Raw genomic sequence first — 19,340 nt, forward strand, 5'->3', positions numbered from 1 at the left:
TACGCGTCCTACTCTGTATTTATTATTGAATTTGACATCATGTCACTGTCATTCATTCTATACAGAGGTTGTTTTTACAAGCAACTAATCTTGCAACCGCTTGTCTGCTTTTAAAGATAAAACGATTTCAAAATGTTTAACGATTGTAAAAGCACATGAAATTTCGCCAGCAGACTTCATTGTACCGGCTCAGACTGTTAATATCGGAAAGATATTTCTAAGTGATCGAACCGCTATGCAAGAGTCTATTGAACAATATATGCAAACGGTAGGACAGCAGGCTCGTCAGGCTTCACGTGTCTTGGCGCGTGCGTCCACCCAAACAAAAAACAGCGCATTGTCAGCAATTTATACTGCTTTGAAAAATAGTGAAGCTGCGATTTTGGCTGCCAATCAGATTGATATGACCAAAGCGCACAACAACAATCTGGACAGTGCCCTACTCGATCGCTTAGAACTGACTCCCGCACGCTTCAAAGGCATGTTGCAAGGCTTGAATGATGTGATTAGCCTGGTCGATCCAATTGGTGAAATTACCGATATGGCTTACCGTCCATCTGGCATTCAGCTCGGTAAAATGCGTGTGCCACTCGGTGTAGTCGGCATGATCTATGAATCCCGTCCAAATGTGACTTTAGAAGCAGCATCTTTGGCACTGAAATCTGGTAATGCGATTATTCTTCGTGGTGGCTCTGAAGCACTAGAGTCTAACCAAGCCATTGCCAAAGCCATCCAACACGGTTTACAGGTTTCCGGCTTACCAGAAGCAGCAGTGCAAGTGATCAATACCACAGACCGTGCAGCAGTCGGTCAGCTGATTACCATGTCTGAATATGTCGATGTGATTGTGCCACGTGGTGGCAAAGGCCTGATTGAACGGATTACCAATGATGCACGGGTGCCTGTGATCAAGCATCTGGATGGTAACTGTCATGTCTATGTAGAAGCACAAGCAGACTTACTCAAGGCTCTTCCAATTGCGCTAAATGCCAAAACGCATCGCTACGGCGTATGTAATGCCATGGAAACCTTGCTGGTCGATGAAAAGGTAGCTGAAGAATTCCTGCCACGCATTGCTGAACTCTATGAAGAAAAACAGGTGGAACTGCGTGGTTGCCCTGCGACTCGACGTATTCTGGATAAAGCGGTACCGGCTTCAGAAGAAGACTGGTATACCGAATATCTTGGTCCGATTCTAGCAGTCAAAGTGGTTTCGGGTGTTGAAGAAGCAATTGAACATATTAATAAGTATGGTTCACATCATACTGATTCAATCATCACTGAAAACTACAGCATTGCGCGTGAATTCTTGGCTGGTGTAGATTCAAGCTCAGTCATGATCAATGCTTCTACCCGTTTCGCGGATGGCTTTGAATATGGTCTCGGTGCAGAAATCGGTATTTCAACCGACAAAATTCATGCCCGTGGCCCAGTTGGCCTTGAAGGTCTGACCTCACAGAAATGGGTCGTATTTGGTGATGGACAGATTCGCCAATAAAATGTCAGTAGAAAATCATCTTCAGCCCTGTTCGCAGGGCTGATTTTTTTTCTAGAGATAAATAAGAAGAAGAAGAAAAATGCAACTCAGTGAACCTTGGGGTCACGTTTAATGAAGATTATCTTTGGAAATTTGTAGTTTGTTTAAATTTTCAGCAATTCAATGTATAAACTATAAAAAGTGAATCTGTTTAGCATGCTTTATAAGGTTTATTGGCTCAACGCTATTTTGAATGAGGTCTGCTTTTACTACTATTTCATTGATAAATGAAAACGATGAACTGATAAATTTTAATTATAACTGACAAAATGATCGATAGTGCTTAAGTCTAATCACCTAAAGTCTATCTAGGACAGAAAAATATCGCATGTTACAACTGCATCACTGATCTAAATTGCATCGCCTAGGCTTGCAGGACAGATCAATCAAATGGATGAGAATTTTAATTAGAATCGGGTAAACAATCGTGTCTAAATCAGTATTAGTTATTAATTGTGGCTCTTCTTCAATCAAATTTGCTTTACTACTTGAAGAACAGAATTTCCGTATTCACGGCTTAGCTGAGAACTTAGGCACAGAAAATGCCCGTATTAAAGGTGTGACTGTCGGTAATGAACCGGTAGACATCCATATCCCATTTGCAGATCATAAAAAAGCACTGGAAGTAGGTCTTGAGCGTCTAGCCAACTACAAACCAGATGCGATCGGTCACCGTGTGGTACACGGCGGCAGCTTGACAAAAGCTGAACTGATCAATGACGAAATCATTGAAAAAATTCGTGCTGCAACCCCGCTTGCACCGCTACATAATCCGGCACACTTAATCGGAATCGAAGCAACACAACGCCTGTTCCCAGATCTGCCACAGGTTGCAGTATTTGATACAGCTTTCCATCAAACCATGCCAGCGCATGCATACCGTTATGCTGTGCCTAAATTCCTTTACACTGATTTTGGTGTACGCCGCTACGGTTTCCATGGCACCAGCCATGCTTATGTATCTGAGCGCGGTTCTGAACTGGCAGGTAGCTTCAAACAAGGCGGCTGGTTAACAGCGCATCTGGGTAATGGTAGCTCGACTTGTGCAGTATGGAATGGTCAAAGTGTAGATACCTCTATGGGCTTAACACCACTAGAAGGTCTGGTAATGGGTACCCGTAGTGGCGATGTAGATCCAAGTCTGCATAGCTTCCTGGCTGCAAACCTAGGTTGGGACGTGTATAAAATTGACCGCATGCTGAACAAAGAAAGTGGCTTGCTCGGTTTATCAGACAATCTTTCCAATGACATGCGTACACTGATCGAAGCCTCTGAACAAGGCAATGAAGATGCTACGCTAGCGATTGAAGTATTCTGCTACCGTCTAGCAAAATCATTGGCTGCTCTAAGCTGTGGCCTGCCATGTCTTGATGGCTTGTTCTTCACAGGTGGTATCGGTGAAAACTCGGCTTATATCCGTGAAAAAACCATGGCTTACCTACCACACTTCGGTTTCAACTTAGACAAAGAAGCCAATAATGTGTTGAAGCGAGGTACTGAAGGTCGTATCGATAATGGTACAGGCCCACAAATCTGGGTGGTACCAACTGATGAAGAAGGTCGTATTGCTAAAGAAACCCAAAGCGTGGTTGAGCAGGAAGTGGAGAACGCGACTGCAAAAAAGTCTGAACCTGAGGCTGCGCTTGCATAAGCAAGCGTAGGATTCCTATACCTTCTATTTGATTTTAGATATTTGAATACGCTATGAAGACCATTCTATTAGTTCCGACTGGGGAAGGCGTTGGTTTAACGTCTGCATGCTTAGGCTTGATTTACGCACTGGAATGTCAAGGTGTGAAAGCCGGTTTCGTCAAACCTTTTTCTCAGGAAATCTCTGATACGGCAGATCGTACCACCACCCTGTATCGTCATGTCTCTAATGCAAAGACTGTTGAACCCATTAGCTTTAACACGATGGTACAACGTCTGAGTCAGGGCGAGCAGGATGAACTTCTAGAAGATGCGGTACGTCTGCATCGTGAAATTGCCCGCAATCATGACCTGATCATTGTCGAAGGTCTGGTACCCAATGGTCGTGACAGCTTTGTAGATGAACTGAATGCTTCTCTGGCTCAAGCACTGGATGCCAAAGTGATTATCGTCAGCAATGCTGATATCCGTCATCCAGCTCAAACAGCAGAAAAAGTTGAAAACCAGATTCGTAATTTTGGTGGCGCAAGCTCAACACGCCTGTCCAGCATTCTATTCATGCGTACCAAAGGTTTACCTGAAGAATCTGCACAGATCCCAGTGACCATTGATCCGGAACTACGTCTGACTGCTGAAACTGAACAGTTTGTACAAGCGATTCAGAAAACTCACCCATCTATCGGGTCTGAAAAGCTTCCAGTAATTGGCCTGGTGCCATTCAGTAAAACCCTGAGCGTGCCACGTATATCAGATCTGGCGGCACATATTTCTGCACTCTGGATTCATCAAGGTGAAGCTGCACAGCGCCGTGTTCAACACAGCAGCCTGATTGCTTCCAGCATTGAACATGAACTGCATAAATTTGTCGCGGGTGAACTGATCATCACTGCCTCTGACCGTGTCGATGTGCTGCTAGCAAGTAGCCTGGCGAGCTGTAATGGTATTCCACTCGCTGGCTTAGTTCTGACTGAACAACATCAGCCAAATGAACAGGTGCTGGGTTTCTGCCAATCTGCAATTAAACATGGCTTGCCAATTTTACATACCCCATTAAGCACTTTTGAAACTGCTCAGAAGCTGGCAAATCTTGGTAATGAAATTCCGGTGGATGATACAGAACGCGCCGATCAGGTGACCCGTTTTGTATCTAGTCACATCAATCCAGACTGGCTGATTCAGATGTTAAATGGCACTTACAAGCCACGTCTGTCTCCTTCTGCGTTCCGTCATGAACTGGTACAAAAGTCGATTGCAGCAAAAAAACGGATTGTACTGCCTGAAGGTGATGAACCGCGTACCATCCAAGCCGCAGCGATCTGTCAGTCGCGTGGAATTGCACATTGTATTCTGCTGGCAAAACCTGATGATGTACTGGAAGTTGCCAAAGCACGTGGAATTGAACTGCCAGAAGGTCTAGAAATTGTCGATCCTGACCTGATTCGCAACGACTATGTCGAGAAGATGGTCACACTGCGTAAAGGCAAACTAAATGAACTCCAAGCTAAAGAGCAACTGCAAGATACGGTTGTTTTAGGCACAATGATGCTGGCGCTTGATCAGGTTGATGGTCTGGTATCTGGTGCAGTGCATACCACTGCAAATACTGTGCGTCCAGCCTTCCAGCTGATTAAGACAGCGCCAGATTATTCACTGGTGTCTTCAGTATTCTTTATGCTGTTGCCAGATGAAGTGTATGTCTATGGTGACTGTGCAATTAATCCAGATCCGGATGCCGCGCAACTGGCAGAAATTGCGATCCAGTCTGCGGATTCAGCAAAAGCCTTTGGTATCGATCCACGTATTGCTATGATCTCTTACTCAACAGGTACTTCAGGTGCCGGTGCTGATGTAGAGAAAGTCGCTGAAGCCACCCGTATTGCCAAAGAACGTCGTCCTGACCTATTGATTGATGGTCCATTACAATATGATGCTGCTTCTGTTGAAAGCGTTGGTCGTCAAAAAGCACCAGATTCACAAGTGGCTGGTCGTGCCAATGTCTTCATCTTCCCGGATCTGAATACAGGTAACACCACGTATAAAGCGGTACAACGTGCTGCCAATGTGGTAAGTGTTGGTCCAATGCTGCAAGGCCTGAACAAGCCAGTAAATGACTTGTCACGTGGTGCTCTAGTCGATGACATCGTGTTTACGATTGCGTTAACTGCGATTCAGGCGGATCAACAAGCAGCTCAATAAGCGCTAACTCAATTCTCTACTCTATCTGTGCTTTCGCCATCCAATGGACACATTGGATGGCCTTTTTGTTTTTATATTTCTTAAAATAGCGCACATAAAAATGCCAGTCGATCTGACTGGCATTTTTGGGAAAATCATTTGCTTTTCTAACCACGATTACGAATGAGTGGTAATAGTAAAAAAAGCAGTCTGATTTACATGGTTGTCCATTCATTACGGACATCATCTGCCGCTTTATTCAAAATTACCTGATCACCTTTGACTTCACTGACCCAGCTGAGTGGAATCAGATGGTGTTCATTATTTTCATCGTCACTTCTTGTTAATTTAATTGAATCTTGGCCTTCTAAATGGTCCACTTTTCCAACTTGTGTCCCGTCTGAAGCAATTACTGATGCATGTTCCTTGATGTCACTTGGATTTACTGTAGTCATTACAATTGCCCTATTATTAATAGAAGTTGAGAGAAATCAGTCTAGGCAATAAAAAATCGGCTGTGTGTAAGGGTTATCAGGCTTTGAGTATTACTGGGTTAATAATGTAATGATAAAAATACAGTGTGTTTCAACAAGTGAAGAGCGTAGCGGAGTGATGTGAAGATTTGGAATTTGGAGGGCTATTTAGGAAAATATGAGAATAATTTTTATAAAATTTTAGGCATAAAAAAAGAAGATAAAGCGTTAGGCTTGATCTTCTTGCTTACCGTAGAACCATGTTGCTGCGATGTATGCAGTGAAGCCGATAACCATTAGAACAACTGAAGCTGACATATTTTCTATCTCTCGTTTCGATGAGTGCATTATGCGAAAGTTTTATGACAGTTATATGACAATATGCAGAGTATTGTAATTTTTATAATATATTTTAAATTCAATAATTTAATAAAATAAATGAAGATTTTTTAAGTTTTATGACATGAAATATGACAGTCATTATGACAATTTTCAATCAAAACATGACACGATTGATTCTACTTATACACAGATAAATGAGTATTAAACTTTCGCCCAAAAGCCCCGCAAAACGTCCCACAACTTTTGTGTTTTGTCATATAATTTAGCCCGCTAGCTATCAGCCCGCTCAAGAGATTTTTGTATGACAACTATTATCAAGCAAGATGACTTGATCACATCGGTTAAAGATGCGCTTCAGTTCATTTCTTACTATCACCCACAGGACTTCATCCAGGCGATGAGTCGTGCGTATGACCGTGAAGAAAACAAAGCGGCTAAAGATGCGATCGCGCAAATCTTAATTAACTCTCGTATGTGTGCAGAAGGCCATCGCCCGATCTGCCAGGATACCGGTATCGTAAACGTATTCGTTGAAGTGGGCATGGACGTTAAATTTGATTTAACGATGAGCTTAGACGATGCGATCAACGAAGGTGTACGTCAAGGTTACCTAGAGAACTCTAACGTACTGCGTGCCTCTGTACTTGCTGACCCTGCGTTCGGTCGTAAGAACACTAAAGACAATACACCTGCTGTGATCTATCACAAACTTGTTCCAGGTAACAAAGTTGACATTACTGTTGCAGCGAAAGGTGGCGGTTCAGAAAACAAATCTAAACTGGCAATGTTAAACCCATCTGACTCAATCGTGGACTGGGTACTGAAAACTGTTCCAACAATGGGTGCAGGCTGGTGTCCTCCTGGTATGCTGGGTATCGGTATTGGTGGTACTGCTGAAAAAGCCATGATGCTTGCAAAAGAAGCATTGATGGAAGAGCTGGACATGGACGAACTTCTTCATCGTGGTCCGCAAAGCAAACTTGAAGAACTTCGTATTGAAATCTTCGAGAAAGTAAATGCCCTAGGTATTGGTGCACAAGGTCTTGGCGGTTTAACAACTGTTCTAGACATCAAAATCAAAGATTACCCATGTCACGCTGCTGGTAAACCAGTCGGTATGATTCCGAACTGTGCTGCAACTCGTCACGCACATTTCACGCTTGATGGTTCTGGCGTTGCTCACATCATGGCACCGAAACTTGAAGACTATCCAGAAGTCACTTGGGATTCATCTTCTTCTAAACGTGTTGACCTCGACAACATCACGCAAGAAGAAATGAATTCTTGGAAGCCAGGTGATACGCTGCTTCTGAACGGTACAATCTATACTGGCCGTGATGCTGCGCACAAACGTATGGTTGACATGCTGAACAATGGTGAAGAACTTCCAGTTGATCTGAAAGGCAAATTCATCTACTACGTAGGCCCTGTAGATCCTGTTGGCGACGAAGTCGTTGGTCCTGCTGGTCCGACAACGGCTACACGTATGGATAAATTTACACGTCAAGTGCTTGAAGCAACTGGCATGTTCGGCATGATCGGTAAAGCAGACCGTGGTCCTGCTGCCGTTGAAGCAATTAAAGACAACAAAGCAACTTACCTGATGGCTGTTGGCGGTGCTGCTTACCTAGTATCTAAAGCAATCCGTGAAGCTGAAGTTGTGGCATTCGCTGATCTTGGTATGGAAGCAATTTACAAGTTTGTTGTAAAAGATATGCCTGTATCTGTAGCGGTTGACGTAAACGGTACTTCTGTACATGCGACTGCACCAAAAATCTGGCAAGCGAAGATTGGCAAGATTCCAGTAGTTGATGCTGCTGCAGGCTAATTTAAGCTTCAATAAAAAAGCACCCTACTTGGGTGCTTTTTTATTTGTTTTTGAAAATCAATTACCAGGTTCTTGGGTCCCACAGTTTAAATGGCGTAGTCAACTGCACATCTTCAGCAGGATCATATTCGATGGCTTTAATTTTCTGGGCTTTCTTGCGAAGTTTGCCTGTTTCCTGATCTTGAGCAACAAAGTTAAAGCTGTCCGACTTGAGTTGGGTAAATGCAATTTCATTCAAGCCCACATTTTCAGGCATCAGCATTAAAGGGCCAGTATCAGTACGGCGCGTTGCTATATTTTCTTCATCATATTTAATGAAATAGGAGTTACCAGACTCTACAGTAAAATCCAGATATTTTGGTTTCTGGAAATGCATCGCACCAAGCGGACGGCTGGTGCTAAGACGGTAAGTACCTGGCGGTAGTTCAACCCAGTAATAATGATTATGCAGCAGGCTTGGAATGCGTTCCTGATTAATAAAAATACTGGCAGCGACAATTTCCTGACGGTTCCATTTCGAATCTGGGCGGTATAAATACACCACAGCAGCCTGCTCATGTTGCGGCTTGACTGGTGCAAAACGTTGACCCAGCTTTTGATTGACCCATCCACCAATAGTGAACATGCCGACTTTATGTTGCTCGATAAACCCCGGCTCTTCACTCAGATCAATATTTTTCAGTGTTGATGTCAGTTGTTGTTCCTGAACGGCGTGCTTCGAATGACAACCCATCAAAGCTAAACCGCTGATGAGTACAATTGCGGCTCCACGCATGCTTATCCCTCACTGCGTCTTTATTATTGTATGCACGTTTTATAAATTTATATGAATAATCAGGCGTCCACGCCTAAGAAATGAGATTAACATTGTGCTTTATTTTTGAAAATAAAAAACGTGCGAAAACAGTTCATTTTCGCACGTTTCAGACGAACAGCAGTTAAGCAGACTTGCTGTTAACTACCTTTAAGTCGACCTTGGGAGTAGCAGTTTGCTCAGCAGCAGCCTGACGTTCCGAAAGGAATTCCGGCTTAGCCTCACCATTGATTACCGCTTCACTCACCACCACAGTACCGACATCGGTACGACTTGGCAGGTCATACATAGTTTCAAGCAATGAGTTCTCAAGAATAGAACGCAGACCACGCGCACCGGTATTACGTTCCAGGGCTTTTTTCGCCACAGCACGTAATGCAGAATCTTCAAAGACCAGGTCTACATTTTCCATATCGAACAGATGCTTATACTGACGAGTTAAAGCATTCTTCGGCTCAGTCAGAATTTGCATCAATGCTTCTTCATCCAGCTCATCCAGCGTTGCAATGACAGGCAAACGACCGATGAATTCTGGAATCAGACCAAATTTCACCAGGTCAGTCGCTTCAACTTGACGGAACAAGTCAGACAGCTTCTTGGTTTCTTCTTTATTGCGTACTTCCGCAGTAAAGCCGATCCCGCCCTTCTCCTGACGTTGCTGCACAATTTTCTCAAGACCTGAGAATGCACCCCCACAGATAAACAAGATATTTGAAGTATCAATCTGAATGAATTCTTGCTGCGGATGCTTACGACCACCTTGTGGCGGAATTGAAGCAACCGTACCTTCGATCATTTTTAACAATGCTTGCTGTACGCCTTCGCCCGATACATCACGTGTGATGGATGGGTTTTCAGACTTACGGGTAATCTTGTCGATTTCATCGATATAAATAATACCCTTCTGCGCTTTCTCGACATCATAATCAGCTTTTTGCAGCAGCTTCTGTACGATGTTTTCGACATCTTCACCCACATAACCAGCTTCGGTTAATGTAGTGGCATCCGCCATGGCAAATGGTACATCCAGCAAACGTGCAAGCGTCTGTGCAAGCAGGGTTTTACCCGAGCCTGTTGGACCAACCAGCAAAATATTACTTTTGGCTATTTCAACGCTGTCATCCGCTTTTTTACCATTAGTCTGCACTTTTAGGCGCTTGTAATGGTTATATACTGCAACAGATAACGTCTTTTTCGCTACGTCCTGACCAATGACATATTGATCTAGCGCCGCACGGATCTCATGCGGTTTCGGCAAAGGACGATTCGCCCAGTCATTGGTTTCCACCTGTTGACTGGTCTGAACCAGATCCAAGCATACGTCTACACATTCATTACAAATGTAGGCGTCTTCGCCAGCAATCAGCTTGCCGACTTCAGACTGCGTTTTACCGCAGAATGAACAATGCTTTTGTCCTTGAGTATGTTCGGACATAGTCTCTCCAATATCTCAATCTTTCAAACTTATGGACGTTTCGTTAGAACTTCGTCCACGAGACCATATTCTTTCGCTTGCTGAGCAGTCATAAAGTTATCACGGTCAGTATCACGTGCGACTTTGTCGAAGTCCTGGCCACTATGCTCTGCCATCAGACGGTTTAAACGCTCTCTGATAAACAGGATTTCACGGGCATGGATTTCGATATCAGATGCCTGACCTTTGAAACCACCCAATGGCTGGTGAATCATGACACGGGCATTTTCAAGGCAATAACGTTTGCCCTTTGTGCCCGCATTCAGCAGGAATGCACCCATTGATGCGGCTTGGCCCATACAATAAGTCACAACATCCGGCTTAATGAATTGCATGGTATCGTAAATCGCCATACCTGCAGTCACCGAACCACCTGGTGAGTTGATATAAAGATGAATATCCTTATCAGGATTTTCAGCTTCTAAAAACAGCATTTGCGCAACGATCAGGTTGGCCATGTTGTCCTCAACTTCACCAGTCAAGAAAATTACCCGCTCACGTAAAAGACGTGAATAAATATCAAAAGAACGTTCACCGCGAGATGATTGTTCTACCACCATTGGAACTAAAGCGTTTTCAATCGTTGGAACATGCATAGGTTTATTTATTCCTAAATTTTTTGTGACTCAATCCATAATTACAATATGAGGGATAATCAATGAAATTGCAAAATAATCGCCAATAAAACCATCATATTTTTTGCATTAGTTTTGTGAAAAACTGATTAGGCCAATGAAAGCTAAAGTATTAAAAAAAGGCGCTTAAAGCGCCTTTTTTATGACCAGCTAAACTTAGCCTTGTTGGCGAGCTTGCTGAGCTTTCAATAGGTCTTCATAGCTAACCTTAGTGTCAGTCACTTTAGCAGCAGCTAGGATGTGATCAACAACTTGGTCTTCAAGAACCACTGCTTCGATTTGAGCGCGTTGTTGCTTGTCGTTTTTGAAGTATTCGATCACTTCAGTTGGATCTTCGTAAGAAGAAGCCATGTCTTCGATGTAAGCTTCTACACGTGCTTGATCAACTTCGATTTTCGCTTCAGCAAGTACTTTGCTTACCAATACGCCAAGTTTTACTGATTTTTCAGCTTGTTCTTTGAACAGTTCGTCTGGAAGCATGCTTGAATCAAATGCTTTCGCGCCTTGAGCACCGAACTGTTGAGTGAACTGCTGGATCATTTGTTGACGTTGACGGTCAACTTCTTGAGCAAGCATTGCAGCTGGAATTTCAACTTCGTTAGCAGCTACAAGCGCATCAAAAGTTGCGCCTTTAACTTGGTTGCGAAGACCGTTTTTCACTTCACGTTCCATGTTTTTACGAACGTCAGCTTTCAGTTTTTCTACGCCGTCTTCTTCAGAGATACCGAAGATTTGCAGGAATTCAGCATCAATTTCTGGAAGTTTCTGTTTTTCAACAAGTTTCACAGTGATTTTGAATTGAGCTTGTTTGCCAGCAAGGTTTTCAGCTTGGTAATCTTCTGGGAAAGTTACATCAATAACTTTCTCTTCGCCTTTCTTCATACCAACGATGCCGTCTTCGAAGCCAGGGATCATACGACCAGAACCTAAAACTAGTTTAAAGTCTTGCGCAGCGCCGCCTTCAAATTTTTCGCCATCAACAGTACCTTCGAAGTCGAAAGTTACTTGCATGTCTTTTTTCGCCATGCCTTTAGTTTCAGCCCAAGCAGCACGTTGTTTTTGAAGATTTTCGATCATCTTCTCAACGTCTTTGTCGTTTACTTCAGCTTCATTACGTTCAACTTCAAGACCTTCGAACTTCACTTCAACTTCTGGATAAACCTCTACAGTTGCTTCATAAACTAAAGCATCATCTTTCATTTCAGTTTTTTCGATGTTTGGCATACCAACAGCGTTGATTTTCTCTTGTTGGATAGCTTCGAAAACTGTGTCACGAATGATGTCATTTACTACTTCTTGGTAAATGCCAGCACCGTATTCACGACGAATAACGTTCAAAGGCACTTTACCTGGACGGAAGCCGTTGATTTTCGCAGTCTTAGCTGTGCGTTTCAAGCGAGCTTCAAATTGCTCATTAATACGGCTCGTCGGTACAGATACATTCAAACGACGGGCAACGCCCGAAACCGCTTCAGAAGTTACTTGCATGGCTTCCTCTATATTTTGGTAATAACAGGTTTATAAAAATGTGCCACATTATATGACAACATTTGCAGATATACAAAACACAACGTCTTAATCATGTTTTTTGTTGTTATAAACAGCAACTTTTGCTTAAAAGCCTACCCTTTTCGCTGCAAATCAGCTTTTACTTAAAATTATTTTAATTCAGGATGAACATTCTCCAAATTTAAATAGAACTCTGTAGGCGATTACAGCTTTTTATAGAGTTTTTAAGAAGATTTCGTTTATTTTAGTTATCAAAAATGAAATCCCTAGAATTCCCAATAAAAAAAACAATAACGATCTATTATTTAGATTTATATAAAATACAAAAACTTATACATGATTCTCATGATCATGGATTCAATAAACCATTTAACTATTAATTATTAATAGTCATTTACTATGAATATGCAATTCTTAAATTAAATAAGAATCATTATTATTCGCATACACAAATAAGCATCCTTCGGGTTCCACATGTCATTCATCAAGTCACGTAAAAAAATCGTTTCCTCTGCGATCGCGTCATCTCTTTCTATGATCGCAATGAACGCCGTTGCGGAAGATCAAGTTATTCAACTTGAAACGATCCATCAAGAAGTTGCGGCTGAAAAAGAACAAGGCTTAAAAGTAGATAATTCAGCAAATAAGAAATTTGTTGCACCGTTATTGGATACGCCTAAATCTGTATCGGTGATTTCCAAACAAATCATTGAAGATACTCAAGTGACTACACTTGCTGACGCTTTACGTACTGTGCCTGGCATTACCTTAGGTGCTGGTGAAGGTGGCAACCCGAATGGCGACCGTCCATTTATCCGTGGTTATAATTCTGAAAGCTCGATGTATGTAGATGGCGTACGTAGTGCGACTTCACAAAACCGTGAGATGTTTGCAGTAGAACAGGTTGAAGTCACCAAAGGTTCTGCATCTGCAATGGGTGGCGCTGGTACCACTGGCGGTAGCATCAACATGATTTCTAAAGTCGCTAAAGCGGGCGATTCTTTAGAGGGTTCTGTTGCTGGCGGTACTGATAATTACCAACGCATTACTTTAGACGGTAACAAGGATTTTGGTAACGGCATTGCCGCACGTGTGGCTGTAATGGGTCATCATAATGAAAAAGCCGGTCAAAAAGACGGTGCTGAATATAAACGTGCTGGTATTGCGCCAAGTATTACTTTTGGCTTAGATACCCCTACCCGTGCGACTTTAAGTTATTACTACTTAAAAACAGATGATACTCCTGATTCAGGTGTACCTTATTGGAATTCTAAAGATAACTCTGCAACTGGTAAGCCTCTTAATGCTAAACAAGGTATTTATTATGGCTGGCTAGACCGTGATTTCCAGAAGCAGGAAAACCAGATTGGCACCATAAAAGTAGAGCATGATTTAACTGATGATCTAACTATCAGTAATACCGCTGTGTATGGCAAATCTAAAAATGACTATATCTGGACACAACCAGATGATTCAAAATTAAATATTGCCAATGGTCAAGTGGTTCGTCGCGCGAATACACGTATTACAGATACTGAAACCTTTACTGATCAACTTTCTTTAGCAGGTAAGTTCAATACAGGTGCTTTAAACCATAACTTTAACACAGGTGTAGAGTATTCTCGCCAAGAGTCTGATAAAGGTAGCTATAACCTAACCGACCTGGGCGCAACGACAACAACTCTTCCTAACGGCACACCAAACATAAATGCTCCTAGTGGCTGTTCAGGTCTTACTGGCTCCACGTCTAACTTCTGGTGTACCAATGCCTACCAGCCTAATTCAAGAGATCCTTGGTTAGGCTCAATCGCTGCCGCACCAAAAGCAAGTACAACAGAAACAGAAAGTACTGGCATCTATTTACTCGATAATATTGAATTAAATCCACAATGGTTATTAGATCTAGGCGTTCGCTGGGATAAATTTGAAACTGAACAAACAATTCATGCTTCAAATACAAAATATTCAAGTGACAATGATTTCTTTAATTACCAAGCAGGCGTAACGTATAAACCATTAGAAAATGGCTCTATCTATGCAAGCTATGCAACTTCCGCCAATCCAGTAGGCGTAGATGCAGCTGATGGTTCAGAAGGAATTTCTGTACCTGGCCGTAATACAACTGAAGAACAAGCTCAAGCTATGAACAACCTTAAACCTGAGGAAGTTCGTACCATGGAATTGGGTACAAAATGGGATTTATTTGATGATAGACTAAATCTGACTGCGGCAATTTTCCGTACTGAAAAAACCAATACTCGAGCGACGGATACCGATGGTTTTACCCGTAATATCGGTGAAACACGTGTAGATGGTCTTGAACTTGGAGCGAATGGCAATATCACAGATAAATGGGCAGTTTCAGCTGGCTATACTTATTTAGATAGTGAAATTGTCGATGATGGTGCTGGTACGAATGATGGTAACCAGGTTCAGAACGTTGCGAAAAACTCGGCAACACTTTGGACGACTTATGACCTCACTCCTGCTTTCACTATTGGTGCTGGCGCGGTTGCTATGGATAAAGTTTACGGTAATGCCGACAACACCAAATATGTTCCAGGTTATGTGCGTTACGATGCGATGGCACGTTATAACGTGAACCAGAATGTTGACTTACAATTGAATGTAAACAACCTGACCGATGAGCGTTATTTCAGTAAAGCAAATACGTCCCACTATGCCACTGAAGCAGAAGGTCGTAGTGCAGTCCTTTCTCTGAACTTTAAATACTAAGTTGAAAATCCCTTATTTTATATAAGGAATTTCATCTAAAATAGCCTCTGCACAGAGGCTATTTTTGTATATGCTGTCATCATAAAAACTCATTATATTTTCGGAAGGTCTTGCTGTGATTTACCATATCCCAAATGTTTTAAGCAAAGAACAGGTCCAATATTTTCGTAATGAAATGGCAAAAGTCGACTGGATTGATGGCAAAAAAACCACAGGATCACTTTCCGCAAACGTAAAACAAAATCAGCAGCTCCCGGAAGATCATCCTTTAACCCAACATTTAGGTGACATTATTCTGGCGGCATTAGGACAAAATCCCTTATTTACTTCTGCTGCCCTTCCCCTGCAAATTTTGCCGCCTTATTTTAATCGTTATGAAAATGGCGAAACTTTTGGTTTTCATGTTGATAATGCCATCCGCAAGGTTCAGGGCACTAATCAACGTATCCGTACCGATTTATCCTGTACCATTTTTCTGAGTGAACCCGAAGAATATGAAGGTGGTGAACTCGTGGTTGAAGATACTTATGGCTATCATGAAGTCAAACTGCCGGCTGGGGATCTAATCCTCTATCCTTCCACCAGCGTACATGAAGTGACACCTGTGACCAAAGGCTGCCGGATTGCTTCATTTTTCTGGCTGCAAAGCATGATTCGGGATGATGCAAATCGACATATGCTGTTTAATCTGGATCAGAGCATTCAAAACCTCAGAATGGAACTTGGTGATGCGCATGCAGAAGTGGTGAAACTCACCAGTCTGTACCATAACCTGATCCGCAAATGGGCTGAGATTTAAATCACGCACTGATCATTTATAAAAGCTGAGCCATACATGACTAAAAAAAATATCCTGCCGCCCCTGACCCAGATTCCAGCCTACCTGCAGACTATTGCAGACTATAAAGTTGAGGCAGAAAAATATCTGTCCGGCATGGTTTGGGATTATTTGCAGGGCGGTTCCATGGATGAAGTCAGTGTCCGGGGCAACCTGCAGCAGTTTCAGGATATTCAACTGTTACCACGCATGCTCAAAGACTTGACTCATGGCAGCACTGAAATTGAGATTTTTGGACAGAAATTTCCACATCCCATTTTTCTAGCACCAATTGGACATCAGCAGCAGTTTCACCCTGAAGCCGAGGCAGCTTCTGCCCTTGCCGCAGAAGTGATGGGCAGCAATATCATTCTCAGCACCTTTACCAATACTGATATGCGAGCGCTGAAACGGGAGAATCCACACAAATGGTTCCAGCTGTATTGGCAAGGTGACCGGGAAAAATCTTTAGCTTTGGTAAAAATGGCCGAAGCCCATAATTATACGGCGCTGGTGATTACGGTGGATTCACCGCATACCGGGATCCGCGATCGGGAGCGTCGTGCTTTTTTCCATTTACCTGAAGGGATGCAACATCCGCATACGCCCACACATATTCCCCTGCCCGAATTAAAAGAGGGTGAGCATCCGGTTTTTAATGGGCTAATGAAGATTGCTCCGAACTGGGAGGATATTGCCTGGATCGTGCAACAAACCAACCTACCCGTTATTCTCAAAGGAATCATACATCCACAGGATGCCCAGCTCGCCATTCAGCATGGCGTAAAAGGTCTGATCATTTCTAATCATGGCGGTCGTGTGCTGGATACCTGCATTTCGCCACTGATTGCACTCCAGTTGATTAAAAAAGTGGTACCAGCAGATTTTGCGCTACTTTATGACGGCGGCATCCGTCGTGGGTCTGATGTATTTAAGGCAATTGCCCTAGGTGCTTCTGCGGTGCTGATTGGCCGTCCTTATATTTATGGCCTAGCGACTGCTGGAGCTTTAGGCGTAGCACACGTGATTAAAATTCTGAAAGAAGAATTTGAAATCACCATGGCCTTAATGGGAACCGCCACTGTCACGGATATTCAACCAAGCTGTTTATTTAGTGGATTTGAAGGATAGTCTGAATCCATGGGATTTCCCTTTATTTTCTGGCTTCAATGAAGCAGTACATCCGTTGCTCAAAAAGCAGCACTCAAGCTATCATATAAAGAAATATTTTAGCCTTATAGCTTAATTTTAGGAAATTCCAACAAGATTAAAATAGATCATAGAAATATTTTCCCAATTAACAACTTTATAAGAAAATCTTTTTTAAGATACGACTAAAATCCATAGAAAAAGCAAAAACTTTTCACGTTTTCTGGACTAAAATTTAATTATAGGTTCACCATGCAGGTGTTTGGTCGATCCTGATGATCAAGACTTAAAAAAATACAGGATTGATCCAATTTACCCTCACCTGCCTGTAAACGAATATATAGACAAAATCTATGCTGTAGACCGAGCAACTGCTACACCAAGCGAGTATGCCAGGCTACCTAAGGAGCTCTCTCATGATGTTGGCTGATCCAAATAAAAAATACCGTCGCATGTATCAACGTGTGGACTTACCAGACCGTCAATGGCCGAACAATGAAATCACTAAAGCGCCAATCTGGATGAGTACTGACCTGCGTGATGGTAACCAGGCGATCTTCGAGCCAATGAACATCGAGCAGAAGTTCAAAATGTTCCAGATGTTGGTGAAAATCGGTTTCAAACATATTGAAATCGGCTTCCCGTCTGCATCGCAAATTGATTTCGACTTCACCCGTAAATTGATCGAAGAAGGTCACATTCCGGATGACGTATACATTGAAGTATTGGTTCAGGCACGTGACCATTTAATCGCACGTACTTTTGAATCTTTACAAGGTGCAAAACGCGCGATCGTGCATATCTATAACTCAAACTCGCCAACATTCCGTCAAAAAGTCTTGAACGTAGACGTTGAAGGTGCAAAACAGTTAGCGATTAATGCAGCGCAAAAAGTGAAAGAATACGCAGCGAAACAGCCTGAAACTGAATTTGTCTTCCAGTACAGCCCTGAATGTTTCTCTGCAACTGAATTGGAAGTGGCGAAAGACGTCTGCGATGCAGTAACTGAAATCTGGGAAGCTTCTCCGACCAATAAAGTGATCTTAAACTTGCCGGCAACTGTAGAAGTCTCTACACCAAACGTGTATGCCGATCAGGTTGAATGGATGCACCGTAACATCGAGCGTCGCGACGGCGTGATCATTTCAGTTCACTGTCACAATGACCGTGGCTGTGGTATCGCAGCGTCTGAATTGGCGATTATGGCTGGCGCTGACCGTGTTGAAGGTTGTGTATTTGGTAATGGTGAACGTACGGGTAACGTAGACGTAGCAGCAATTGCCTTGAACATGTATACCCAAGGTGTTGCCCCAAACTTGGATTTCTCAAACATCAACGAAATCATTGCGACTGTTGAAGAATGTACTGGCTTACCTGTACACCCACGTCATCCATATGCGGGTGACTTGGTCTTCACAGCATTCTCTGGTTCACACCAGGATGCAATCAAAAAAGGTTTTGAATTCCAGAAAAACGAAGAAATCTGGGATATGCCTTACTTGCCAATCGATCCAAAAGACTTGGGCCGTGACTATGACGCTGTCATTCGTGTGAACTCACAGTCTGGTAAAGGTGGTATTGCTTACTTGTTAGAATCGAACTACAACGTGACCTTGCCACGTCGTTTACAGATCGAATTCTCGCAAATCGTGCAGCAAAAAACTGATGAAGATGGTACTGAAATTTCAGCACAAGCGATCTGGAGCTTATTCAAAGAGACATATGTTGCTGCGAAAGATGCCCATTATTCTGCGAAAAACTACAAGTTGTCAGATGAAAATGGCAATCAAGTGATTGAGCTGGATATTGAAGTCAATGGTGAAACTCAGCACTTACGTGGTGAGGGTAATGGTCCAATCTCTGCAATCTTGGACGCATTACAATTACCAATTGACGTATTGAACTATGAAGAACGTAGCATCAGTTCAGGTGCGCATGCCAAAGCCTTGGCATTGGTTGAACTTCAAGTGAAAGGTACTGGTAAATCTGCCTTTGGCGCTGGCGTACATGACAACATCGTGACCTCTTCAATTGAAGCGATTATCGCATGTACCAACCGCCTGATCGATGAGGGCGTGTTAAGCACTGAACAGGTGATTGCTGCTGCCGTCTAAGCCCGGTATCAAAATTAACAATCATTCATAGCACTAAAATGACTTTAGAAGGATACCCGCAAGTGGTATCCTTTTATTATTCATACT

The 19,340-nt window shown here is 42.8% G+C and carries 13 protein-coding genes; 8 read left to right on the top strand and 5 right to left on the bottom strand.

Going from position 1 to position 19,340, the window contains the following annotated elements; translation table 11 throughout:
* Nucleotides 1-235: 235 nt before the first annotated feature.
* The 3 genes from BS636_RS03150 to pta all read left to right on the top strand — a co-directional run bounded on the left by BS636_RS03150 (nt 236) and on the right by pta (nt 5,383).
* Nucleotides 236-1,498: a glutamate-5-semialdehyde dehydrogenase gene (locus BS636_RS03150; protein WP_099339590.1), complete on the top strand. Its 1,263-nt coding sequence runs from the start codon at nt 236-238 to the stop codon at nt 1,496-1,498.
* Between the two features lie 466 nt (nt 1,499-1,964).
* Nucleotides 1,965-3,188 carry an acetate/propionate family kinase gene (locus BS636_RS03155; protein ID WP_099337473.1) on the top strand — a complete coding sequence of 408 codons (1,224 nt, stop codon included), beginning with the start codon at nt 1,965-1,967 and terminating at the stop codon, nt 3,186-3,188.
* A gap of 53 nt (nt 3,189-3,241) precedes the next feature.
* Nucleotides 3,242-5,383 carry a phosphate acetyltransferase gene (gene pta, locus BS636_RS03160; RefSeq protein WP_099337474.1) on the top strand — a complete coding sequence of 714 codons (2,142 nt, stop codon included), beginning with the start codon at nt 3,242-3,244 and terminating at the stop codon, nt 5,381-5,383.
* 194 nt (nt 5,384-5,577) lie between these two features.
* Here pta and BS636_RS03170 read toward each other — a convergent pair whose 3' ends face one another.
* On the bottom strand, nt 5,578-5,817 hold the full coding sequence (locus tag BS636_RS03170) for a DUF2171 domain-containing protein (RefSeq protein WP_004813194.1): 240 nt from the start codon (nt 5,815-5,817) through the stop codon (nt 5,578-5,580).
* A gap of 661 nt (nt 5,818-6,478) precedes the next feature.
* Here BS636_RS03170 and BS636_RS03175 point away from each other — a divergent pair.
* Nucleotides 6,479-8,005 carry a fumarate hydratase gene (locus BS636_RS03175; protein WP_099337476.1) on the top strand — a complete coding sequence of 509 codons (1,527 nt, stop codon included), beginning with the start codon at nt 6,479-6,481 and terminating at the stop codon, nt 8,003-8,005.
* 61 nt (nt 8,006-8,066) lie between these two features.
* Here BS636_RS03175 and BS636_RS03180 read toward each other — a convergent pair whose 3' ends face one another.
* The 4 genes from BS636_RS03180 to tig all read right to left on the bottom strand — a co-directional run bounded on the left by BS636_RS03180 (nt 8,067) and on the right by tig (nt 12,416).
* Entirely contained in the window at nt 8,067-8,780 is a 714-nt protein-coding gene (locus BS636_RS03180; protein WP_099337477.1) for a DUF2846 domain-containing protein, read from the bottom strand.
* Between the two features lie 163 nt (nt 8,781-8,943).
* Nucleotides 8,944-10,254: an ATP-dependent protease ATP-binding subunit ClpX gene (gene clpX, locus BS636_RS03185; protein WP_099337478.1), complete on the bottom strand. Its 1,311-nt coding sequence runs from the start codon at nt 10,252-10,254 to the stop codon at nt 8,944-8,946.
* Between the two features lie 29 nt (nt 10,255-10,283).
* Nucleotides 10,284-10,889, bottom strand: coding sequence for an ATP-dependent Clp endopeptidase proteolytic subunit ClpP (gene clpP, locus BS636_RS03190; RefSeq protein ID WP_099337479.1), 606 nt, complete (start codon nt 10,887-10,889; stop codon nt 10,284-10,286).
* 195 nt (nt 10,890-11,084) lie between these two features.
* The gene (tig, locus tag BS636_RS03195) at nt 11,085-12,416 is read right to left on the bottom strand and encodes a trigger factor (RefSeq protein ID WP_099337480.1); all 1,332 of its coding nucleotides are present in this window, start codon (nt 12,414-12,416) and stop codon (nt 11,085-11,087) included.
* A gap of 495 nt (nt 12,417-12,911) precedes the next feature.
* Between tig and BS636_RS03200 the strand changes: the two genes are divergently transcribed.
* The 4 genes from BS636_RS03200 to leuA all read left to right on the top strand — a co-directional run bounded on the left by BS636_RS03200 (nt 12,912) and on the right by leuA (nt 19,253).
* On the top strand, nt 12,912-15,173 hold the full coding sequence (locus BS636_RS03200; protein WP_099337481.1) for a TonB-dependent receptor: 2,262 nt from the start codon (nt 12,912-12,914) through the stop codon (nt 15,171-15,173).
* A 115-nt stretch (nt 15,174-15,288) separates the two neighbouring features.
* Nucleotides 15,289-15,972: a Fe2+-dependent dioxygenase gene (locus tag BS636_RS03205; RefSeq protein ID WP_099337482.1), complete on the top strand. Its 684-nt coding sequence runs from the start codon at nt 15,289-15,291 to the stop codon at nt 15,970-15,972.
* 36 nt (nt 15,973-16,008) lie between these two features.
* Nucleotides 16,009-17,121 carry an alpha-hydroxy acid oxidase gene (locus BS636_RS03210; protein WP_099337483.1) on the top strand — a complete coding sequence of 371 codons (1,113 nt, stop codon included), beginning with the start codon at nt 16,009-16,011 and terminating at the stop codon, nt 17,119-17,121.
* Nucleotides 17,122-17,555: 434 nt separating this feature from the next.
* Nucleotides 17,556-19,253: a 2-isopropylmalate synthase gene (leuA, locus tag BS636_RS03215; protein WP_099337484.1), complete on the top strand. Its 1,698-nt coding sequence runs from the start codon at nt 17,556-17,558 to the stop codon at nt 19,251-19,253.
* The last annotated feature ends 87 nt before the right edge of the window (nt 19,254-19,340 follow it).

The organism is Acinetobacter sp. LoGeW2-3 (assembly GCF_002688565.1).
In the GTDB taxonomy this organism is placed as follows: Bacteria; Pseudomonadota; Gammaproteobacteria; order Pseudomonadales; family Moraxellaceae; genus Acinetobacter.